Source organism: Cytobacillus sp. FSL W7-1323 (assembly GCF_038595015.1).
GTDB lineage: Bacteria > Bacillota > Bacilli > Bacillales > Cytobacillaceae > Cytobacillus > Cytobacillus kochii.
Window position 1 is genome coordinate 2,488,601 of the sequence record NZ_CP151998.1, and the last position, 22,186, is coordinate 2,510,786.

The following is a 22,186-nucleotide window of genomic DNA, read 5'->3' on the forward strand; positions in this document are numbered from 1 at the left end:
CATTTTTATTTGTTTTTTCTATGTTCATAAGTATACCGGCTTATGCTTATTATTTTTCGCTCTTATTTACCGTTTGATTGAAAGCGATACTAGCGATGTATTTCTCATAGTCAATTATCTCGTCCTCGCTTTCATATTTCATTTACTAACAAAATTTTACCAAAAAAGTTCTTTAAGAAAGAAAATATTGATAGGATTATTATTTTATATTCCTATCGCCAGTACTAGAATGATTATATTTTTTAAGAATCAAGAAACACAATTTTTTATTCAAGCATTATTTCTTGTCTTCGTTTACGCTTTAACATTAATATTGATTATTTATATGATTGAAATGCACCAATCTCATTTATTAATGAGAGAGACGATCCAAGCGGCAGATAAACTCAATGCGATTAGTCAATTAGCTGCATCCATCGCTCATGAAATAAGAAACCCAATGACTACTGTAAAAGGATTTATGCAATTAATGCACGCTGAGCAAAATCTTACTAAGACACAAATACAGTACATCGAAGTCTCTTTAAAAGAACTAGAACGAACCAATCAAATGATTAATGATTTTCTCACTTTATCAAAACCTGCTAATAACACTGTAATAACATTTGATCTTATTCCTAACATTCAAGATGTAACTGAATTTATGAAATCATATGCCCATCTGTCTAATATTCAATTGCATTGTAAAATAACCCACTACCCCATTTATATAGATGGAAATGCTAATGAGTTAAAACAACTGCTAATTAATTTTATTAAAAATGCTATTGAAGCCATTAATGAAAATGGTACGGTAGAGATTGAGGTTATTTCCTTAAAAAACAAAGTAAAAATTACGGTTCGAGATAATGGGAAAGGAATGTCAAAAGACGAGTTATCACGAATCGGACAACCGTATTTTTCAACAAAAACAAGGGGAACTGGCCTTGGTTTAATGATTGCCTTTGATATTATTAAAAAAATGAATGGGAAATATGAAATAGAAAGTAATGAGAACGAAGGAACAGCCATTCATTTGTATTTTTCTACATCAGATTCTGTCTAACGATGTCGCATTTCCCTCAATGAAGAAGGAATATGTCACTTCTTGCGCTTGCCTAGGAAATAACAAGAGAATAAAGTCCTTATTTCCTTATATATTAGAAGTGATAATCGCTTCATCTAAAATTATCACTTCTAATATATCTTTTCATAAGTTAGTTCTTAACTTCTCGGAACCATTCTATTAACGAAGCCATTCACTTCCTTCAATCTGTTCAGATAAAGGAATGATATGAGCCTTTTCTTTCAAATGCTCAATATGTCGATTTAATACGGTAACCATCATTGGTCCCGAAACGCCAACATGCCCTATCGCAATTAGGCGGTTTTCAGTTTTAAGTCTATTCTCCAGTCTCTGAGTTTGTTTTTCAATGTGACTGACGGAATAAGTGTCATCAAAAAAAAGATTGTTCTCTAGATAAGGTAAGTGTAGCTCTTCTGCTATTTCTGGTATGACACTCTTGCCAGTGGTTTTACTATCAAGATAATATAATCCCCTTTCAGCACAAACCTCTAGCACAATTTGCATAATTCTTTTATCTTCAGTGATTTTCGACCCCATATGATGATTCATTCCAACAGCATGTGGTACATTCTCAATTGCGTCCTCTACTCTTTTGCGAATTTCTTCATCACTCAGATCAGCAGTAATCGCTCCTGGACCTAACCAACTTTTTTTCCCTACTTTGGGCTCCATCGGCATATGAACGATTACTTCGTGACCTTTTTCAAATGCTGCATTGGCATCTGCAGTTGTTGAAGGCATAAACGGCATAATCGCAACAGTTAACTTTGCCTGTAAATTAAGAATATCTTCTGTTCCATTCATATGGTTACCTAAATCATCAATCACAATTGATAAAGAAGGCTTCCCCCCTTCATCAACTTGTGCGAAACTGCCTTTACTCATTAATGGAAATAACATGATATGAACTAGCAAGCTTATGAACAATAATCGTTTCATCTCATCACTCCTCAAAGTTAAATTTCCCATAACTTTGAAGAAAATTGCATTTGTTTTTTATAAAGCTGATTTTTTTTCTACTTGCGTGTAGGGCGTTTTTCTATTTCGAACCCACGCTATGATTACAGCAGCTATAAGAACTAAACCTAAATAACCAGTAATCGGATACAGGATACCAACTAAGTTAGTAAATCCAAAGAAACTAGAGACAAAAGATGTCAAACTAATGGCAAGAACTGCCCATTTAAAGTGTTTGCTTTCTCTTTTCACTATCCTTGAAGTAAAGCTATAGATCATTCCAACGGCAGTGTTATAGATCATTCCTAAAAGAATAATTGTCATCAACACACCAATGATTGGAGAGATTTCATTTGCTAAATAGAGCATCGGAATATCGAGTGTTGCCACATCTTCTATTCTTGTGAACATTCCGACATTAATGAGTATTAGCATAAGACCAAGACCCAGACCACCAAGAACTCCGCCCCAACCTGCTTGTTTCGCGTTTTTAGTTGTGCCACCCATAACCGCTAGCATCGCCACTCCACATGTAATGTTATAGGAAACATAAAGTACTGCACCTAGTAACCAATGTGGTGCTGCTGGACTACCTTCTTGAGCTACGAGACTCAATTGTGAGATGTTTGCATCAGCTGTAAATAGAGCATACGCTGAAATAATCATGACAAGCATGAGAAGAAAAGGAGTGATACTACCGATTATAGTCATGACTCGATTCACGTTTACAAAACAAGTGAACACTGTTAACAGGACCATGATTAAACTTCCTATTTGACTCGCAATACCAAATTGTTGTTCAAATGTTGAACCTGCACCTGCAAACATAATTGTTGCCACACCGAATAAAAAGAAAGTAATAATAAAATCCACTACTCTTCCTATATATTTTCCACAAATATAGTGAACAACATCTTTGTGAGATTCTGTTTGTAGCCTACTACCTATTTGCGTAATATTCATACCGAGAAAAATGAATAAAATCGTAGCGGCTATTGTACCAATAAAACCTAACCAGCCAAAATTAGTGAAAAATTGCAATACCTCTTGTCCAGATGCAAAACCAGCTCCAATGATTGTACCAATATAAGCACCTGCTATTTGAATGATTTTTCTCATAAAACCTCATCCTTATATTGAATTTTCTGATATTTTATCATAATGAAAGCAGCTGCCTATATACACACAGCTGGCTTTCTTATTAGACATTATTGATATGTTTTTTCCATTATTGTATATTTTTCAATGACCGCTAAATCTGGGGCGTAACCTATTCCGTCGTTTTCAGGTACGGTAATATATCCGTCTTCGACAACAACCTCAGGTGTTATGATATCCTTTTCCCAATATCTTGAGGAACCTGCAGTGTCACCAGGCATAATAAAATTGGCTAAAGTGGTTAAAGCAACATTATGAGCTCTTCCAACGCCTGACTCTAACATTCCTCCACACCAAACAGCAATTCCTTGTTCTTGACAATAGTCATGAATTTTCTTTGCTTCTGTTAAGCCGCCTACTCGTCCAATTTTGATGTTAATGATTTTGCAACTACCCAACTCCACAGCTTTTCGTGTATCCTCCAACGAATGGATGCTTTCATCTAGACATATCGGCGTTTTCATTTCAGCTTGAAGTTTAGCATGATCAACAATATCATCCGAAGCTAAAGGTTGCTCAATCATCATTAAATTGAACTCATCTAATTGTTTAAGATGCTGAATATCTGATAAACGATAAGCAGAGTTTGCATCAGCCATTAGTAGAATATCAGGAAACTTCTCTCTCACTTGTCTCATCACATCTATGTCCCAGCCCGGCTTAATTTTTACTTTCATTCTTTTATAGCCTTCATTTACATAGCCCTCAATTAATTGTAGTAAATCTTCTACAGATTTCTGTATGCCGATACTGATACCTACTTCAATCTTCTTCTTTTCTCCACCAAGTGCCTTAGCCAAAGGGATTTGATTTCTTTTTGCATATAGATCCCAAACAGCGCCTTCTATAGTAGACTTGGCCATATTGTTTTTTCTAATAGAAGAAAAGATTTCATTTACTTCATCAGGATGAGTAATTTCCTTATTTAATAATGCTGGAATGAGAAAATCCTCAAGCATATGCCAATTCGTTTTAAAGGTTTCTTCATTATACCAAGGCACCTCAAAAGCAACAGATTCTCCCCAACCAGTATTACCTAATTCATCAGTTGCTTCTAATAAGATAAACTCTTTATCTTGAAAAGATCCAAAGCTAGTGGCAAATGGTGCTTTCATTGTCATTTTTAGATGGCGTAACTTTACTTCCTTTAATTTCATTGATCTCTTCTCCTCACATCTAATAGTAATTTTTGTCTTTTGATAGTGATGATATAGCTTACGTGATTATTTTTTTGGACATCATACGCGGTGTACCCATGCTGAAATAATTGCTGAAAAATTCTTCTTGTCACCTGTCGCCATTCCTTAGCTAGTGAAGGATTATGTTTTTTAATTTCCATAAACTCCGCGGGAATGGGGACAGCAATACTCATTTCATTATAATCAATGGTTTGTAAAGTTTGTTCCATATCGTTTATCGCAGGAAAATCGTTTCGATTCAAAACTTCAAATGGATATATCGGTGTCACATCATAGTTAAGTTGTTGTTTGACATGTGAACTGCTGATTCGCCACTCTATGTTGAAACGATCGCTTGGTAAGCCTTTATTAATTCCATCTACCATTTCACCATAACAATTCACAAGATAATCATTACAAATACCATTTAGTTTTGATAAATTCAAGTAAGCATTCCTGCTTTGTAAAGGATCAAATGTCCAACGAATCAGATTGTATCCCATTTCCTCAGCAGCTTCCCTCTGTGCAACTTTTAGTAGAGCACCAATTCCTTTATCACGATAGCTTTGATGGATACCGAGCATATGAGAACAAAGAAAAGCTTCTCCATTTGCATAACCAGGAAAGCCATAGCTAAACCCAATCAATTCATTTTCATCAAAGGCGCCTAGCATGAGACCACCGTTTTTTATTGCTGTTGCTGTTTGATGAACAGGAATGGGATCCATTCCCCATACGTCTCGCTCTAACTTTTGGATTGTTTCCATCTCTTCTATCGTGGTCAATTTTTTTATCTCTAAGCTAGTGAGCATGGGTTACGCACCTTCTTTTTCTAACGTATTTAAGACGGTTTTGACAAGAATTTCGATACCCGTAAATATCGCTTCATGGTTAAAATTCATTTCAGGATGATGTAAGCCAGGAGATAATCCACAACCAAGTCCGAGCATCGTTGCTTTCAATTCAGGTCTTTTCAAAGTATAAAAATGAAAATCTTCTCCTCCAGATGTGATAATTGGTGGAATCATTTTGTCTTTACCGATTGTATCAACAATTGCCTGACTCATTAATTGCACTGCGTCGGTATCTACTTGTGCAGCAGCAATATCAGCCGTTGTTTTATAATGAATTTCTACCTCGTGAAGAGAAGAAATATGAGCAAATATCGCATCTACTTTAGTTGCTAATTGTTGCATCACTTCATTTGTTTGTGCCCTTAAATCTAAACTGAAATGTGCTTTACCTGGGATAATATTACTTGACTCACCACCGGCTTGGAACTTCGTCATTTTAACTGAATGCGGAACCATAGGATTTAATTTAATCCGATTTAATTCTTGAACAATCGCTGCACCTATTTCAATCGCGCTTTGCCCGAGGTGAGGTCTCGCTCCATGGGCATCTTCACCAATAATTTCTCCAGTAACGAACCGTCCAGCTCCGTGCATAATTGCTGGTGAACATTGACCATCTCTCAACTCCTGAATCGGCCTTAGATGTACACCGTATAAATAGTTCAGATCGTCTATTAATCCCTCTTCAATAAACTTTAATGCACCAGTACCTTTTTCTTCAGCTGGTTGGAATAGAAATTTAACCCTGCCTTTTTTATGAGCATTCAAACGATGTAGTACAAGTAATGTACCAATCGCCATGGTCATATGTGCATCATGCCCACACGAATGATTGGCCTGCATTACTCCATCGACTTCCTGCCACAATGCATCTATATCAGTTCTAACGCCAATGGCTTTTTCACCGCTACCTATTTCGGCAACAAGTCCTGTCGTTTTTGGCAAGGTTTGAAACAGGATCCCTTCTTTTTTTAAAACTTCAGCAATAAATGTTGTCGTTTTTGTTTCTTGCCAACTTATTTCCGGATTTTGATGGAGATGATTAAATATGTTTGTTAATTTTGGCTTTAGTGCTTCAAGTTCCTGCAATTCTTTCACCTCTTTAATCTGTTAACTGGACTCAAAATAATCATGGAATACTTTATCGTAGTAATCCTTTTCTTCTTTAAATGACCCTTTATTCTCTGTCATCATTGCCGCAATCAACGCATTCAAGAATGAAAAAAGCACTGGTGTAGAATCAAGTGTAGGTTTCTTTCCTGAAAAAAGTGGAATGAGAATGTCGACATTGTTTTTTAATGGAGATAGTGGCGTATCAGTAATGCCAACAACTTTGGCATTTCTGCTTTTTGCTTGCTTTGTAAAATCAGTCGTACTTTTCACATAACGATGAAAGCTGATTGAAACCACTACTGAAGTTTCATCCATCGAATGGAGGATTTTCAATAAATCATCGGACTCTGTTCGAATAAGATGGACATCATCCTTCACAAGCCCTAATGTAAATGCTAACCAGCTTGCAGCAGCAAATGATGTTCTTGCACCAATAATATAAATCTTTTGGGCTGATTTTAATTGCTCAATAGTCAAATCAAATTTCGCTTCATCTATTGTCTGAATGGCTTGTGTGATTCGCTCTGCATCCATGTTCATCACTTTTTCAAGAAAATGTGGTTCGCCAACAAATGGTTGCTTCATTTGAATATAAGAATCCAAACTGCTTTTATCATGAAATAATTGCTCACGAACTTCTTTTTGTAATTGAGTATATCCTGATAATCCTATTCGATAACAAAAACGGATGACAGTGGTTTCGCTCACACCTGCTTTTTTACCTAATTCACTTGCAGACAATACGGCTATATCTTGATAATTGTCTAGTAAATAACTTGCTAATTTCTGCTGGGTTTTCGAAAGTTTTTCATAGCTCCCTGTAATAACTTCTTTCAGATTCACCTGAACACCTACCTCAAAATGAAGTCTGTACTTTTTATGCAATATATTAGAAGTGTTAACTTCTTATTTATAGTAAATTATCACAATTTTTCAGTTATTTCAATGCTTTATAGAGAAAAAGTTTCAACTGCCATATATTTCTTTTATATTTAGAGTAAGTTCTTTATTTTTTATCCAAGCATGGCTAACTCTCACGTCCGTTACCCTTCCTATAAATTTAACGTCTCAGCATTTTTAAATGCCACCATTGTTTTCGCCAAAATAATCATAAAGTACGAACAGCATTTGTTGCTTATATGCATTTCATTGTACTCTTCCATTAAAAAAGCGGACAAATTCCACCATTGAAATTTGTCCGCTTTTCGGCTGCTATGACGATCTTTTCTGTTCCTTTTTATTTTATTGTTTATTTACGATGCATTTTAAATTCAAGAAATAGTTCGTTATAATAAGCAAGCATTTGTTTACCTAGGTTCTCGTATACCTCTAACTTAGCTGTTTGCTCTTCATCTGGATAGAAGCGCTCATCACTCGTTGTTTCCTCATCCATATGAGGAAGAGCTGCTTTATTCGGTGTTGAGTAACCTACATATTCAGCGTTTTGCGCAGCAACTTTCGGATCTAGCATAAAATTAATAAATTGATGAGCCGCTTCTTTATTTTTTGTTGTTTTTGGGATGACCATGTTGTCAAACCAAAGGTTCGATCCTTCTTCAGGAACCATATATTCCAGTGATTCATTTTCCCACATCGCATCTTGGGCAGTTCCAGACCATAAAACAGCAACGGCCGCTTCATTATTTTGCATTAATAATTTAATTTCATCACCAACGATGGCTTTAATATTTGGTGTTAATGTATCCAGTTTATTCTTCGCTTCCAGTAATCTTGCTTTATCTGTTTCGTTTAATGAATACTCGAGACTATTCAATCCAAAACCTATGACCTCTCTCGCTCCATCAACAAGTAATACATCATTTTTCAAGCTTGGATGCCAAAGATCGTCCCATTGTTTAAAATCAATTTCATCACTTACTTTATCAGGATGATAGAGAATACCTACTGTTCCCCAAAAATAAGGAATAGAATATTCATTGTTCTCATCAAAAGCTAAATCAAGAAAACGTGGATCAATATTTTTCAAATTCGGCAGTTGTGCATGATCAATGGGGAGAAGTAAATCCTCCTGTTTCATTTTGTCAATCATGTATTCTGAAGGTACCGCTATATCGTATGAAGTTCCACCTTGTTCGATTTTTGTTAACATGGCTTCATTTGAATCAAAGGTTTCGTATATTACTTTGATACCTGTTTCATCTTCAAATTGGTCTAATAATTCAGGGTCTATATAATCTCCCCAGTTATAAACAGTAATCGTGTTCTCACCTGTATATCCTTGTGCAGTATTTAAGCGGTGAACGATATACAACAAGACAAAAGAAACAATTAATACAAGTGACAAAGCACGTATGAGGTTTTTCATTTTCTAACCCCCATTCGACCTATCTTGCTCGTTTTCTTTGTTATAAAGTAATAACCAACAACTAAAAGCATGGTGAATAAAAATAACAAGGCTGATAAAGCATTAATACTTAGAGATACCCCTTGTCTCGCCAATGCATAAATTTCTACTGAAAGAGTTGAAAATCCATTACCGGTCACAAAAAAGGTGACAGCGAAATCATCCAAAGAATAAGTAAGTGCCATGAAGAAACCAGCAAATATACCAGGTGTAATATAAGGTAATACAACCTTTGTTAACACATCTAATCGACTTGCTCCTAAATCCAGTGCCGCATAAATGATACTCGTACTCATTTCTTCTAACTTAGGTAATACCATTAAGACAACAATTGGTACACTAAAGGCGATATGTGCCAATAAGACGGAAATAAAGCCAAGCTTTATACCAATCATTGTGAAAAAAATGAGAAAAGATGCGCCGATAATAACATCTGGACTAACAATTAAAACATTATTTAACGACAATAAAGTATTTTTTGTTCTTCTTCTTCTTGCATAATAAATGGCCAAAGCGCCAGCTACCCCTAAAACTGTTGATATAGCTGATGAAAGCAGGGCAACAATAATTGTATTTAATACTATAATGAGTAGCCTAGTGTCATTAAATATTTCTTTATACCAATCCAATGTAAACCCTTCAAAGTGATACATGTCACCGCCACTATTGAAAGAATAAAAAATCAGATAAAAAATCGGTGCATATAAAACCATAAAAACAATGATTAAATAAAGAGAGGACCATTTAAATTTCTTCATCTCATTTCGCCTCTCTTTCTTCTACCAGTAAGAAGCATAATGACAACCATAAAGATAATTAAGAAAACAGCAATGGTTGCTCCCATTCCCCAGTCTTGCGTCACGAGAAAATGTTGCTCAATTGCGGTTCCTAATGTAATCACTCGGTTTCCTGCGATTAACCTTGTCAGCATGAACAAAGAGAGGGCAGGGATGAATACGATTTGACATCCTGATTTCACCCCATCTAAAGTCAAAGGGAAAACGACACGAGAAAAGGTTCGCCAGCTTGAAGCACCTAAATCTTTTGAAGCATCAATAAAAGATGGGTTCAGTTCATCTAGTGCATTAAATATTGGTAAAATCATAAACGGTAAAAAGATATAAACAGAAACAAACACAAAACTAAAGTCAGTAAATAAAATTTGCTTCCCACCTACACCCATCACTTCAAGAAATTTATTCGCTGCACCGTATGTGCCAAAAATACCAATAAATGCATAAGCCTTTAATAATAAATTGATCCATGAAGGAACGATAATAAGGAGTAACCATAGTTGTTTATGCTTTGTTTTTGTTAATAAATAAGCAGTTGGATAAGCGATTAATAACGTGAAAAATGTAATTAAAAACGCGTACCAAAAGGAGCTAAGTGTCATTTTTAAATAAACTGGTGTAAAGAATTTTTGGTAGTTCTCTAAGGAAAATTCACCTTCTATATTAAAAAAAGAATAATATACGACTAGGACAATTGGTGTGATAACAAAAAGAGCAATCCATAAAACATAAGGAATTAAATAATAATTACGAGATTTAGCTTTCATAACTTCCCTCTTCATATGCTTCAAGACGCTTATCGAATTCCTCTTCTGTTTCACCAAGACGCATGACGTGTATGTCTTCTGGCTCAAAGTTGAGACCAATTTCACTTCCGACAATTGCTTTTTTTGTCGAGTGAACGAGCCACTCATTGCCATCTTCATCATAACAACTTATCTCATAATGTACGCCTCTAAATAATTGTGAGTCTACTTTCACCTTTAACTTACCTACATTAGGACTAGTAATTTCTAAATCTTCGGGGCGAATGACAATCTCAACCGTTTCATTTGGATTTAAACCGCCATCAACACAATCAAATGTTTTGCCTGTAAACCGAACGACATAATCTTCAACCATTACACCTTCGACAATATTAGATTCACCGATAAAATCAGCAACAAAACGGTTAATCGGCTCATCATAAATATCATTAGGCGTCCCACTCTGTTCTATTTTACCGTTATTCAGAACAAAAATTTCATCGGACATCGCTAATGCCTCTTCTTGATCGTGTGTCACAAAAATAAAGGTGATGCCTAAATTTCTTTGTAATTCTCGCAATTCATATTGCATTTCTGTTCGCAACTTTAAATCTAGTGCAGATAATGGTTCATCAAGAAGAATAAGCTCAGGTTCATTAACAATCGCTCGCGCAATCGCAACACGTTGCCTTTGCCCACCTGACATCTCTTTTATCTCTCTTTTTTCATATCCTTCTAAGTTTACAAATTTCAAAGCTTCTATTACTTTTTGATTAATCATTTCAGATTTTAATTTTTTTATTCTAAGTCCAAATGCTACGTTTTCAAAGACATTCAAATGAGGAAAAAGTGCATAATCCTGAAAGACAGTATTCACTTGTCTTTTATTTGCAGGTACTTCATTTACCTTTTTATTATTAAAATAAATATTACCTTTTGATGGCGAAATAAATCCGGCAATTAAGCGAAGTATGGTCGTTTTTCCGCATCCAGAAGGACCGAGCAAAGTATAGAATTTCCCACGCTCTATTTCAAATGAAACATCATTTAAGACAGCCGGGTCATTGTCATATTGCTTTGTTACGTTTTCAAAACGAATAATAGTTTGGTCTGACATTTCAATCTCCTTCTTCTATAAGATATTCCTTAGTAATTCTAGATTAAAAAAAACTGATAATCAATACACAATAATAAATATATATAGATATTTTTATCTACGCATAATAATTGGAATTGCTGAAACAATAAGGAAAAAAACAGGTGAGTAATTGTGAATCAAAAACTAAGCTTTATTAGCATTGCCTATATTATTATTCTCGGCATCGGTTTATTTGCTCATGTTGAAATTATTCCTGCTGTATTGTCTACTTCTAGACGCGATACATGGATCAGTATGTTACTTGCCATTATTCCTTTGATTCTATTCACCCCTCTTATTTATAAAGTGGGGCAAACAGTTAAAGGAACACCATTTATTCGAATTATTAGTGAACAATTAGGGAGATTCAAATTCTATATTTTATTCTTCCCTTTACTCGTATATTTAATAATTTCTGCCTTTGTCTCTACAAAAGAAATTATCTATTGGTCACAGCTAAGTTTTATGCAGAATTTCTCCAGTATGATCATTGGCGGTGTACTATTAATTGCCTGCTTCTATTGTAGTTTTTCCGGTGTAGAATCAATGGCCATTATTAGCCGCTTGTTACTACCAGCCGTCGTATTTTTAGGATTTTTTGTTTCTTTCGCCAATATGAAGAAAAAACATTATGAGTTGTTATTACCCATATTCCAAGAGGGTGTACTAGATATTCTAAAGGGAATGCTTTACACAAGTTTACCGATTATTGAGATTGCTTTTGTTTTGTTTTTCCTACCCTATATGAAAGGAATGATTAAAATTAAACATTTAATCATTCTGGGTGTACTTATTATCGGGTTAATGATTGGGCCTGCAATTGGAGCGATAGTGGAATTTGGTCCTAAATACGCTTCCGAATTTAGGTACCCAGCATTTGAAGAGTGGCGAATAATATCTATTGGAAGATATATTTCTCATACAGACTTTTTTGCTATTTTCCAATGGCTTTCAGGTGCTACGATCCGAATTGGATTTTTTATCTACCTCACCTCTCAAATTCTTACGAAAGGGGGGAAAAACAGAACACCCATCTCTATCATTTTTATTTTGTTATTCATTGCAGTTGTTATGCCGTTAGATCAAGACCAATTTTATAATTTTGTTTTTCGTTACTTCTTACCCATATCAACTATTGTTCTTCCTATTCAATTTATTATGGTTTCTATATATATCTTTAAGAATAAACAATTATTCCTAGGAGGATGAAGAGCTTGTATGAGCAATCCCTTTTTACAAAAGAAAAGTTAGCAGAAATCTTTAACCATTCTGCAGATATACACATCAAGAGCATCCCTGTTCGTCATACTCCTAAGGGAGAGCTGATTATTATCTATTGCCGTCCCATTGTAAACATAAAATTAGTCCACTCTCTTGTGATTCCTTATTTAATGGATGAGGAAAGGGAAAGTGAAAAACTTTATAACTACATACAAAGTGACTACAGTTTAAAAGCTAAATTAACAAAAGAAGAATTAATTAACCAAGTATTTTGTGGTAAATTAGCTGTGATATCAAACTTCCGTGAACGCATTTATTATTATGATGTTAAAGAAGAACCGAATAGACAACCAGAAGAATCCGTTATTGAAGTATCAGTAACTGGGCCGAAAGACGGTTTCATCGAAAATATTGACACTAACCTTGGGCTTGTACGTAAAAGGTTAAAAACCCCCTCGTTCGTTAATGAAGAGTTTGTAATTGGACGTCGGTCAAATACGAGGGTTGCACTTCTATATATTAAAGATGTGATGAATGAACAAGTAATTAACGATGTCCGAGAGAAACTAAATAACATTGATGTCGATATTTTGCAAAGTCGTGATGAATTGGAAGAGTTACTAGTAGATAATAAATTCTCACTACTACCACTTACAAATTTCTCAGGACGGCCTGATTTTGTTGTTGAATCACTCAATCAAGGAAGGTTTTCAATTATTATTGATGGTGCCCCAACAGTGATTATCGCCCCCATCAACTTGAGCTTTCTTGTTAAAACAGCCGAAGATAGTAATATTAGCTTTTATTACTCCTCTGTAGAACGAATGATACGTTTACTAAGCTTATTCCTGACGGTGTTTTTACCAGGTTTTTATACAGCACTCGTTATGCATAATGTTGGACAATTACCTTTGCCGTTTATTGCCACTATTACGATTGCAAAGATGGGTTTGCCGTTTTCTACATTATTAGAAATGATTACAATCTTTATTATGTTTGAGTTGTTTAAAGAAGCGGGTGCAAGACTGCCAAAAGGAATTGGACAAACAGTTGCTGTTATAGGGGGATTAATCATTGGTGATGCAGCAATCAGAGCTGGTATAACCTCGCCGACGCTACTCATTGTTGTAGGAATAACGGCAATCGCAGGGTTTACTCTTGTCAATGCCAGTCTTACAGGTAATGTCTTCTTCTTAAGAATTGCTGTTTTATTAATAAGCTATTCTTTTGGTATTTTTGGTTTTATTCTTTCGTTAATTTGTGTATTTATCCACTTATCTACCCTCAAATCCTTTGGTATGCCTTTTTTAACTCTAGCAAGGCAAAGAAAGTGGTCAGAAGAACTAAAAATGTTCATTACACTTCCTTTTAGCCTGCAGAAAAAGAGAAATCTATCTTACGGTGTTAAAGACAAAACGCGAAAAAATAGTGACAATGATTAAAGAAGGTGTTCATTCACAAACATACTACTTGTCTGATTTTTAATGGTTGCCAAAGTAAAGAAGTTCAGCATCGCGTATACACTATAGATATCGGACCCGATTACCAAGAAGAACAGTATATTATTTACCGTTTTAAAACTTATCAAAATTAAGGAAAACGAAAACTACAACAATAGCGATTAAAATGCAGTAACTGGAGCCATCATTCCTACAAAATGAGACGAAGAAAAAAAGGAGTTTTAAACTCCCCAACTTTTAACTGAAATGCTTCATATATTTTCTTTATTATATTTTGATTTTCATTTGTCATTCTTCCGTTTACAATCAATGCGCGTGCCACTTGCGGAAACTCTTTAACTCTTTATAGGGCCTCTTTATTAATGCCTCTACTTGCTTATCTTTAGAAACATTAGGTACTTTTTTTCCTTTAACTTGCTTATAAATTGGGATTACAGAAGTAGCTCCTCCTTCAATAATCCACTTATTTCCATTTTGAGTTAACTCAAGTTCTATTCTTCCTAAATGATTTCCCCAATGCCCCGCTTGAACAATGAATGGTGTTGTCTGAGATTGAAACCATTCATTCGGTTTTTCTGGAAAAATATTATGGCTATGTCCAAATAGAATCACATCAATATTCTCAATCGATTTTAATTCATTGACACTATTCCCTTCTTGCGCAGAAAGGCCCTTATCGGCATTCACACCAACATGAGCTAAAGCAATGATGATATCTGCTCCTTTTGCTTTCATTTGTGGAATATACTGATTAGCCGTTTCAGTGATTGTCCTCATTTTTAGCTTTTGCTTAAAATAATTACTATTCCAATCGGCGACAATAGGGGTTAAAAAACCAATCACACCAATTTTAATTGCACGTTCATCCCCATTGGCATCGACCAATGTCCGATCAAGAATCACATATGGGTTCATATATGAAACATCATCAAAGATGTTTTTCGTCATATCCTCATTGTATATATTGCTACTTATAATGGGAAAAGTCGCATCTCTTAAGCTTTCTGTTAAAAAGCCGATACCATAATTGAATTCATGATTTCCGAGTGTCATGGCATCATACCTTAGTGTGTTCATGACATTAATAACCGGGTGAGTTTGTCCTAAATGCATCAATCTTGTTTGAAATATATAATCTGCAAAGGCATTTCCTTCTAAGATATCACCAGTATCAAATAACAGGACATTTTTGTTTTCATTACGTTCATTTTTAATTAAGGTTGCGGTTCTAACAAGTCCAAAATCGCTAACAGATTCGCCTTCATCGTTTTCATCCATTAAATGACCATGCATATCTGTTGTCTGGAGAATCCGTAATTTAACCGGAGCTGATGAGGCATAAACACTAGTAAATAGCGATAACCCGAAGAGCCATCCAATGATAGGAAGGATAAAGAAAACGACAGTTATCTTTCGCATATGACTTTTCATCATTTCACCTCAACACATTTGATGAATTCTTATTTTGTCATGACTTACTTAAAATCATTCGATGGAAAGTAGAATTGTCCTAAACCACTTTATTCCAATTAGCACATTTATGACAAGTATTGTGCATATGTTAGAACAAGCTATTATATTTTTTTATCTAAAGAAAAATATATGAAATTAAAAAAAAGTAGGATAGAATAATAAATAGAAGGAAATACTGAGAGGATGTAGGTTTTGTATAAGATATGTTTATCAATGATGTTCATTTGCTATATGTTCATTACGCCATTTTTTACTGAGGATATAAACGAACATCGTTCTCTACATTATGATGATGATGTTCAATTAACGGCTACTATTGCTACATTTAAAAAGCCTACGGAGATTGTTATACCAAAAGAAAATAATCCTATTGTACATAAAATCAATGATTTTGTTCGCTTAGAAGAACCCCATAGCATCATTCAGGAGAACCAACAATCAAAACAGGATCGATTTCAACTACCAGTCCAGTATCAATCCAGTTATTTATCTAATCTCCTTATATAAAAAGATGCTTTATTGTTGAAGATTTTATAGGGGGAATGTGAAAATGGAAAATTTAAAGAATTGGTTACAAAGCAGCGGGATTAAAAGAGTTATTATTTTTGCAATTCTCGTATTCGCATTATTTTTAATGAGAAGTATGATTAATGTCATCCTTATTACGTTTATTATTTCCTTTCTAATGGACCGCTTAGTAAATCTTGTCTTGAAGAAAGTGAACATAAATCGAAAATTCACAGTAATCGGTCTTTACTTATTCATTATTGCGATATTTACTGTTGGAATCAGCAGATATTTACCAGTTATTATTTTTGAAATCTCGCAACTGATTGGACAAATGCAAAGCTTCTTTAGCCAAAAGCACGACAATATTATCATGAACTATATTACTGAATTATATGAACGAAATGAAATATCATCTTATTTAGAACAAGGGGTCACGGTTCTACTGAAATACTTCTCTGATATAAGTTCATTTGGCATACAATTTTTGATTTCACTTATTTTAAGTATTTTCTTCGTTTTAGAGAAGCCGAAATTGATGGCCTTTACAAACAAATTCAAATATAGCAAAGTTGCACCATTTTATAATGAGATTGCTTACTTTGGTTCTAAGTTTGTTCAAACTTTTGGCAAAGTAATTGAGGCACAATTTATTATTGCCCTTGTGAACTGTGCATTAACAACATTTGCACTATGGATAATGGATTTCCCCCATTTAATGGGACTATCTATTCTTATTTTCTTTTTAGGCTTAATACCAGTTGCGGGCGTGATTATATCATTGGTGCCATTAAGTTTAATCGGATATACGATTGGTGGATTCATGCTAGTCATTTATTTATTAGTCGTTATTATGATTATTCACGCAATCGAAGCATATATACTTAATCCAAAGCTAATGTCATCAAAAACCAATTTACCTGTCTTCTATACTTTTATCGTATTGATTTTTGGCGAACATTTCTTTGGCGTATGGGGACTTATTGTCGGTATACCAGTGTTTGTCTTCTTACTAGATGTATTAGATGTGCAAACGACAGGAAAAAAGTCGGTAAAAGTGTAAATATAAGATAAACGCCGTGCATATAGCACGGCGTTTATCTTTATTTTTCTCCTGGAACTTTTAGCTGTGAATGACGACATTATCGTTAGATCAGTTGAATTTATACACTCCCGATTAATGTGGTCTATTCCATCATTTATATTGCTTCAACACGATTTATTACTTTAAATTGATCTCAATACCTAGTAACAATCGATAAGAAATATAAAATAGAAACCTCCTAGGTAGTTGTTCTCGTGAGGTTTCCTTACTGTTGATTTTGAATGGACTTTAAACCCGTTATAATTAAAAATAAAGCATATATAAGTAAGAAAACACCTGGAACAATTAATAATAACGCGCTTCCCTCCCTAGACTGTGCGAATTGTGTAAAATAGCCTGCGTAAGGGATAGTAAAGCCGGTATACTTAGCTGTTACATTGTCGGAAAGTACGAGATCTTTATCAATTGTATTATTATTATCTCCTTTTGTTTCATACATGGTGTGCACGCCACTATGGATAACATTATGAATACGATGGGTAACAGGAATGCCTTCTTCACTTTGAAAAGTGATAATATCTTGCTTTTGTAAAGATTGCTTTTCATCCTGCTCTAATGGTTTAACGGCAATAACTGCACCTGTTTGAAACGTTGGTTCCATAGAACCAGATAACACAGACTTTAATTGGTACCCTAAAATTGTTGGTTCCCCGCCTGATGCTTTAGCAGCAACAACAACAACCGCTAACACGATAACTATCACCATTAAGAAAACTGTCAAAGACGTACTAAACCAATTAAGTACCTTTCTCATTTATTCAACTTCCTCTTCTTCCAGTGTTTGTTCAATTTCGTCATCAGAAGATGGTTTTTCGTTACTAACTTCCTCTTCTTCCAGTTCTTCTTGGTTATGTTCAACATCGACTTTTTTTTCTTCTTCTTCTTCAGTACTTTCGTTTTGCTCCTCCTGCTGTTGCTTATCTTCTTTTGGCATCTTTTCATCCTCTTGCTTTTCTATCCCTTGGTCATTTTCCTTTTCATGCTCATTTTCTGTCTCTCGTTTTTTCTCACTATCGCCTACTTCTGCATTAGATGACCAGACTTTACTCTCTACATTTACATCAACGGAGGTTGAATATGTATAACTTGCTTTTGTTTGTCCTATTAAAACTGAATGGAAAGTCAAAATGAGAGAATAGATAGACAGAACAGAGAGTAATAAAACAATTTTTCCATTGCGCTTCATGTTATATCCCCTTTTCTTTCAAGGGCTGGGGAACAAAGATCATTTCCCCAGCATGTTTTAATTACTGAACGCCAACAGCGTTATAAGCTTGTTCAACTGCAGTAACTGCCGCTGAATCTTCACCATAGAGATCTTCTGCAGCATCGATGGCAGCTTGTCTCATCATGGCAAATGTTGAATTTGGTGTTAAATAAACCGATAAGGCCCGATAATAAATTTGTTCTGTTTTTTCTCGGCCAACACCAGTTACTTCCACTCCGTAATGCTCTCCCCCTTCAGAGACAAGGTAAGCAGCTTTATTATTAATACTACTATTAATATGGACACCACCATTATCAAGAGAGCCTGTATACCTTCTATCCCAATGATCTGGATAAGGTTGTTGTGTTCTATTCTCAATTAAACTAGCTGGGTCTTCCATAGAGCGTAATCCAATCGCCCCATTCGCCATAATATCTTCACCGATAATCCAATCATCTCGATCGACCATAGCACCGAATATATCAGCAAATGATTCATTCAACGCACCTGATTCATTGCGGTAAATTAACCCTGCTGTATGTTGAATGACACCGTGAGACATTTCATGTGCAGCCACATCGAGACCACCAGCTAGCGGATGAAATCTAATACCATCACCATCTCCATAAGACATATATACACCATTCCAAGAAGCATTGTTCCAATTATCCCCAACATGTACACGGGAGAGTAATCTTTGCCCTTGATCATCTACAGAGTTGCGATCAAAGGTTTTTTGGTAATAGTCGTATGTCTTTTGAGAATTGGCATGAGCATCAACTGCAGCACCATCGGTAAATAACTTACTTCTACTAACAATATCTTCATTAATATTATTATCATAATCGTATGTAATGACCCCATCACCTCTTGTTTGGTCATACATTTTAAACAAACCATCAATGTAAGATGCCTTAAACATTTGTTTATCTCCGAATACACCATAACCAAATGCCGTTATTTCATTTGCTGCATTAAAGGAATCAATAATCTGCCCATTCTCTATATTTACAAAGTAATGCCAATACCCTACTTCCGGAGAGGTGGTGGAAGCTTTCACAAGATAAACAGGATAATAGTTATCATTAAACTTGTAAATGAATTTTTCTGCTGTTACTTCACTATCATATTGTTTTACTTCGCCAATTGATGCTTCTATTCCTGCTGTTGCAATGGAAATAGCCTTTTTTTCACTTATTTGTTCGGATGAAGTTTTTATTTCAACATCGATGTCTGAAACGACTTCACCGTAAAAACTAACTTTATCGCTATCTGTTCTAATATTAAAAGTTTGTTCTGCTCCATATATAGGAATACCATTATATAATTGTTGCAAACGATAATGATGGAAGTTTTCATTTTTGTCAAACTCATAATCTTTTACTGTAAAACTTTCGCTTATTTGTTTATTAGATAAATTAAATTGCTTACTTTTAGAAAGAAGATAGCTTTCAAGTACTTGTTTAGGATGAACAATTTCACTTGCCTGCATATGTTCAGTAAGATTAGATGAGTGGCTATTCAGTTTGGTTTGTGATTCATTTGCATAAACTTGTCCTTGAATAGGACTCGCTAGCATTCCTAAAATGAATGCTGTTGATAATACTTTCGTTTTTATCGACATGCAAAAACGCCTCCCCATTGCTTATTTTAATTTACTTCTCCTCACCAGCTGTTTGTGAAGCATTAAATACCCATTCTAGATTTAACTGGTCCCCTTGGAATTGGTTTTGATCTTCACCGTTTTCAATAAATTCGAATTGTACCCATATTTCATTTGTTTCTCCTGGAGCTAGGCCACTATTCTGCTTCCATAAAGGATCCCATAGGTCTCTTTGAACGATATCAGGGTCCATATTTTTCAATTCATACAAAGTTGTCTCAAAAATAGGTTCAGACTCTTTCTCCCAATTCCACAAAAAGTTCACACGAATATGTTTGCCGAAATCTTCTGTATTATCAGATAATTCATCCGATACTTGGTAATTTGTAAGCAGGTGAACGGATTCAATTGGCAACGAACCACTATTACTTAAAACAAGCTCTCTCGTGACTGTGTCACCCGGTTTTATGTTCTCAACTTGAAACACAACCTCAGGATTAATTGATAAGTCTAGTGTGCCAGCAGCAAATACATGATTCGTCGCTACTTCATCGGAAAAATAGGCAAATGTCCCTCCTCCAACCAGAGCCAATCCAAGTGCTGCTGACATCATCCCAGATGCAAGCTTTCTTTTCACTCCCATAGTAAATCTGCTCCTTTCAACCCTTTATTTTGACTTTTCTTCATTTGCTGAGACTTATAAGAAAAGCTTACGTCAAACATAAAGGAATCAATGGTTGGAATTAAGTTTCCTATGCCCTATTTAAATATAGTCATATTCCTTCATTTTTCACATTTTTAGTAAAAATGAGGTATTTATTACCATTATTATAGGCGGAAAAAGTGATTTTTCAAGCTTACTATTAGCAACCCTGTTATATGCCAAGCTTGTTATTCCCTTTGCCCTTCTCCTACCTATAGTACTTAGGTATTTGTCTCATCCAACACCAAAAGTTGAGATTTAACTATGCCGTTTCTCTATTATTCTATGATTGTCACAAAGAGTTGTATATAGGGTTATTTAATATCAAGTGGACAGATTTTAAAAAAACAAAAGGGGATTGGACCTCATAAAATGTTCCATATGAGAAAATCCATTTCCACTATAAAAACTTTTTACTTAATGTGCTTAACAGTTTTATACCGCCAAACTCCATTTTCCATTCCCTTCTCTACTTTGTTCTTTTCTTCCAAATAATCTAAGTGACCAATTACCTCTGACATAACAAGGCTGAACTGAGTATAATATTTGTCCGGGTAAAAATGTCGGGCAATTTCACTCGCTGTTTTTTCTGCTTCTGAAACATAGGATAGGAATTTTTCAGCTTTTCTTTCTATCCCTTTCAACCTTTTATGTATAAGTAAATGTGGCGCCGTTATACGTTCCCCATGCCCACTATAACAATAGTCAATATCATAGGTTAAACATTTTTGCAGTGACTCCACATACTCAAGGACCGTCTTTCTTCTTTCACCATTCATATAAGGTTCAATTAAAGCATTACTTGATATATGGGCGATAAGGTGGTCTCCACCTAACATCACATTGTTTCTTTCATCTATTAAAGCGATATGATCTGGGGCATGTCCTGGTGTTTCAATTACTTTTCTATTAATAATATAATCATTTTCACTTAACGTTCTATAATCAGCACGCAATCCCTCGTTTTGTTTTTCTATGACGATATTCTTAAGCTGCTGTACTCTTTGTTCACCTTCCGTCCCACAACCCAACTCACGATATAACCTTTCATAAAAAGAAGTTCTTTGTTCAAAAAATGACTTTTCCCTCTTTAACCGAGGAATCGCTTCAGCATGAACATAGACGGGGATATTATGCTTTTCAATGATTCTAGGAATCAAGCCTATATGATCCTCGTGTGAATGAGTAAGGATGATTTCATTGATATCCTCTAACAGAAATTGATGGCACTGTAGTGTTTGAAGAAATTGCTGCCAACATGCTTCATGATTAATTCCAGCATCTATTAATGTTAATCCTTTACTGCCTTCTACAATAAAAAAATTAAAAGTCCGCAAATCACTGTTTGTCGGTATGGTTATTGGATAAATCATGACTTTATTCCCCCTACTAAACTATTTATCTAAAAATGATTGAGTGAGCACTCAATCAAAATGTCTTATTTCTCTAAAAATTTCACTGGCAATGATTATCTCTTAAGTTTTTTTATACAATATAGTATAATAAGTATGATTGTCAAACCGACCATTGCCACGCGA

21 protein-coding genes are annotated in these 22,186 nt (G+C 34.9%); 5 read left to right on the forward strand and 16 right to left on the reverse strand.

Going from position 1 to position 22,186, the window contains the following annotated elements:
- The first annotated feature begins 187 nt into the window (after positions 1-187).
- Entirely contained in the window at positions 188-1,045 is an 858-nt protein-coding gene (locus tag MKX67_RS12690; RefSeq protein ID WP_342488271.1) for an ATP-binding protein, read from the forward strand.
- A gap of 180 nt (positions 1,046-1,225) precedes the next feature.
- On the opposite strand, the gene MKX67_RS12695 is transcribed toward MKX67_RS12690, so the two are convergent.
- The 10 genes from MKX67_RS12695 to MKX67_RS12740 all read right to left on the reverse strand — a co-directional run bounded on the left by MKX67_RS12695 (position 1,226) and on the right by MKX67_RS12740 (position 11,348).
- On the reverse strand, positions 1,226-1,951 hold the full coding sequence (locus tag MKX67_RS12695) for a divergent polysaccharide deacetylase family protein (RefSeq protein ID WP_307313759.1): 726 nt from the start codon (positions 1,949-1,951) through the stop codon (positions 1,226-1,228).
- A 111-nt stretch (positions 1,952-2,062) separates the two neighbouring features.
- On the reverse strand, positions 2,063-3,142 hold the full coding sequence (locus MKX67_RS12700) for a hypothetical protein (protein ID WP_342488272.1): 1,080 nt from the start codon (positions 3,140-3,142) through the stop codon (positions 2,063-2,065).
- Between the two features lie 89 nt (positions 3,143-3,231).
- Complete coding sequence (gene menC / locus MKX67_RS12705; protein WP_095373119.1) at positions 3,232-4,338, reverse strand: o-succinylbenzoate synthase; 1,107 nt, start codon at positions 4,336-4,338, stop codon at positions 3,232-3,234.
- Positions 4,335-5,171: a GNAT family N-acetyltransferase gene (locus MKX67_RS12710; RefSeq protein ID WP_307313626.1), complete on the reverse strand. Its 837-nt coding sequence runs from the start codon at positions 5,169-5,171 to the stop codon at positions 4,335-4,337. Before MKX67_RS12710 ends, menC begins: the two co-directional genes overlap by 4 nt.
- Before the next feature lie 3 nt (positions 5,172-5,174).
- The gene (locus MKX67_RS12715; RefSeq protein WP_342488273.1) at positions 5,175-6,311 is read right to left on the reverse strand and encodes a M20 peptidase aminoacylase family protein; all 1,137 of its coding nucleotides are present in this window, start codon (positions 6,309-6,311) and stop codon (positions 5,175-5,177) included.
- A gap of 12 nt (positions 6,312-6,323) precedes the next feature.
- Positions 6,324-7,169 carry a MurR/RpiR family transcriptional regulator gene (locus tag MKX67_RS12720; RefSeq protein ID WP_307313622.1) on the reverse strand — a complete coding sequence of 282 codons (846 nt, stop codon included), beginning with the start codon at positions 7,167-7,169 and terminating at the stop codon, positions 6,324-6,326.
- Between the two features lie 406 nt (positions 7,170-7,575).
- A complete protein-coding gene (locus tag MKX67_RS12725) occupies positions 7,576-8,652 on the reverse strand; it encodes an ABC transporter substrate-binding protein (RefSeq protein ID WP_307313620.1) in 1,077 nt (358 codons plus the stop codon).
- Positions 8,649-9,449, reverse strand: a complete 801-nt coding sequence (locus MKX67_RS12730; RefSeq protein WP_095373115.1) for an ABC transporter permease — start codon at positions 9,447-9,449, stop codon at positions 8,649-8,651. Before MKX67_RS12730 ends, MKX67_RS12725 begins: the two co-directional genes overlap by 4 nt.
- Positions 9,446-10,252 (reverse strand): ABC transporter permease, encoded by an 807-nt coding sequence (locus MKX67_RS12735; protein ID WP_095373114.1) that lies wholly within the window; start codon positions 10,250-10,252, stop codon positions 9,446-9,448. Before MKX67_RS12735 ends, MKX67_RS12730 begins: the two co-directional genes overlap by 4 nt.
- Positions 10,242-11,348, reverse strand: coding sequence for an ABC transporter ATP-binding protein (locus MKX67_RS12740; RefSeq protein WP_095373113.1), 1,107 nt, complete (start codon positions 11,346-11,348; stop codon positions 10,242-10,244). The genes MKX67_RS12735 and MKX67_RS12740 overlap by 11 nt, the downstream gene beginning before the upstream one ends.
- A gap of 153 nt (positions 11,349-11,501) precedes the next feature.
- Between MKX67_RS12740 and MKX67_RS12745 the strand changes: the two genes are divergently transcribed.
- Positions 11,502-12,578 carry an endospore germination permease gene (locus tag MKX67_RS12745; protein WP_157733971.1) on the forward strand — a complete coding sequence of 359 codons (1,077 nt, stop codon included), beginning with the start codon at positions 11,502-11,504 and terminating at the stop codon, positions 12,576-12,578.
- A 5-nt stretch (positions 12,579-12,583) separates the two neighbouring features.
- Positions 12,584-14,032: a spore germination protein gene (locus tag MKX67_RS12750; RefSeq protein WP_307313612.1), complete on the forward strand. Its 1,449-nt coding sequence runs from the start codon at positions 12,584-12,586 to the stop codon at positions 14,030-14,032.
- Positions 14,033-14,356: 324 nt separating this feature from the next.
- Here the strand turns inward: MKX67_RS12750 and MKX67_RS12755 are convergent, their stop codons facing one another.
- A complete protein-coding gene (locus MKX67_RS12755; protein WP_322909440.1) occupies positions 14,357-15,481 on the reverse strand; it encodes a metallophosphoesterase in 1,125 nt (374 codons plus the stop codon).
- Positions 15,482-15,715: 234 nt separating this feature from the next.
- On the opposite strand from MKX67_RS12755, the gene MKX67_RS12760 reads away from it, so the two are divergent.
- Together MKX67_RS12760 and MKX67_RS12765 are read left to right on the forward strand one after the other, a co-directional pair.
- Positions 15,716-16,030 carry a hypothetical protein gene (locus MKX67_RS12760; RefSeq protein WP_328198019.1) on the forward strand — a complete coding sequence of 105 codons (315 nt, stop codon included), beginning with the start codon at positions 15,716-15,718 and terminating at the stop codon, positions 16,028-16,030.
- A gap of 43 nt (positions 16,031-16,073) precedes the next feature.
- Positions 16,074-17,093: an AI-2E family transporter gene (locus MKX67_RS12765; RefSeq protein WP_095373108.1), complete on the forward strand. Its 1,020-nt coding sequence runs from the start codon at positions 16,074-16,076 to the stop codon at positions 17,091-17,093.
- A gap of 247 nt (positions 17,094-17,340) precedes the next feature.
- On the opposite strand, the gene MKX67_RS12770 is transcribed toward MKX67_RS12765, so the two are convergent.
- From MKX67_RS12770 to MKX67_RS12790, 5 genes are all read right to left on the reverse strand, one after another.
- Complete coding sequence (locus MKX67_RS12770) at positions 17,341-17,889, reverse strand: signal peptidase I (RefSeq protein WP_328198016.1); 549 nt, start codon at positions 17,887-17,889, stop codon at positions 17,341-17,343.
- Entirely contained in the window at positions 17,890-18,321 is a 432-nt protein-coding gene (locus MKX67_RS12775; RefSeq protein ID WP_095373106.1) for a hypothetical protein, read from the reverse strand. It lies immediately after the preceding gene.
- A 61-nt stretch (positions 18,322-18,382) separates the two neighbouring features.
- A complete protein-coding gene (locus MKX67_RS12780; RefSeq protein ID WP_342488276.1) occupies positions 18,383-19,966 on the reverse strand; it encodes a M4 family metallopeptidase in 1,584 nt (527 codons plus the stop codon).
- A gap of 31 nt (positions 19,967-19,997) precedes the next feature.
- On the reverse strand, positions 19,998-20,588 hold the full coding sequence (locus tag MKX67_RS12785; protein ID WP_307313603.1) for a CalY family protein: 591 nt from the start codon (positions 20,586-20,588) through the stop codon (positions 19,998-20,000).
- A gap of 473 nt (positions 20,589-21,061) precedes the next feature.
- Positions 21,062-22,021: an MBL fold metallo-hydrolase gene (locus tag MKX67_RS12790; protein WP_342488277.1), complete on the reverse strand. Its 960-nt coding sequence runs from the start codon at positions 22,019-22,021 to the stop codon at positions 21,062-21,064.
- Between the last annotated feature and the right edge of the window lie 165 nt (positions 22,022-22,186).

Coding starts and splice junctions, on each gene's coding strand:
- MKX67_RS12700 (WP_342488272.1), bottom strand. CDS start 3,142: ATGAGAAAAATCATTCAAATAGCAGGTGCTTATATTGGTACAATCATT.
- MKX67_RS12725 (WP_307313620.1), bottom strand. CDS start 8,652: ATGAAAAACCTCATACGTGCTTTGTCACTTGTATTAATTGTTTCTTTT.
- MKX67_RS12735 (WP_095373114.1), bottom strand. CDS start 10,252: ATGAAAGCTAAATCTCGTAATTATTATTTAATTCCTTATGTTTTATGG.
- MKX67_RS12765 (WP_095373108.1), top strand. CDS start 16,074: ATGGAAAATTTAAAGAATTGGTTACAAAGCAGCGGGATTAAAAGAGTT.
- MKX67_RS12770 (WP_328198016.1), bottom strand. CDS start 17,889: ATGAGAAAGGTACTTAATTGGTTTAGTACGTCTTTGACAGTTTTCTTA.
- menC (WP_095373119.1), bottom strand. CDS start 4,338: ATGAAATTAAAGGAAGTAAAGTTACGCCATCTAAAAATGACAATGAAA.
- MKX67_RS12740 (WP_095373113.1), bottom strand. CDS start 11,348: ATGTCAGACCAAACTATTATTCGTTTTGAAAACGTAACAAAGCAATAT.
- MKX67_RS12710 (WP_307313626.1), bottom strand. CDS start 5,171: ATGCTCACTAGCTTAGAGATAAAAAAATTGACCACGATAGAAGAGATG.
- MKX67_RS12695 (WP_307313759.1), bottom strand. CDS start 1,951: ATGAGTAAAGGCAGTTTCGCACAAGTTGATGAAGGGGGGAAGCCTTCT.
- MKX67_RS12755 (WP_322909440.1), bottom strand. CDS start 15,481: ATGAAAAGTCATATGCGAAAGATAACTGTCGTTTTCTTTATCCTTCCT.
- MKX67_RS12780 (WP_342488276.1), bottom strand. CDS start 19,966: ATGTCGATAAAAACGAAAGTATTATCAACAGCATTCATTTTAGGAATG.
- MKX67_RS12730 (WP_095373115.1), bottom strand. CDS start 9,449: ATGAAGAAATTTAAATGGTCCTCTCTTTATTTAATCATTGTTTTTATG.
- MKX67_RS12785 (WP_307313603.1), bottom strand. CDS start 20,588: ATGGGAGTGAAAAGAAAGCTTGCATCTGGGATGATGTCAGCAGCACTT.
- MKX67_RS12790 (WP_342488277.1), bottom strand. CDS start 22,021: ATGATTTATCCAATAACCATACCGACAAACAGTGATTTGCGGACTTTT.
- MKX67_RS12775 (WP_095373106.1), bottom strand. CDS start 18,321: ATGAAGCGCAATGGAAAAATTGTTTTATTACTCTCTGTTCTGTCTATC.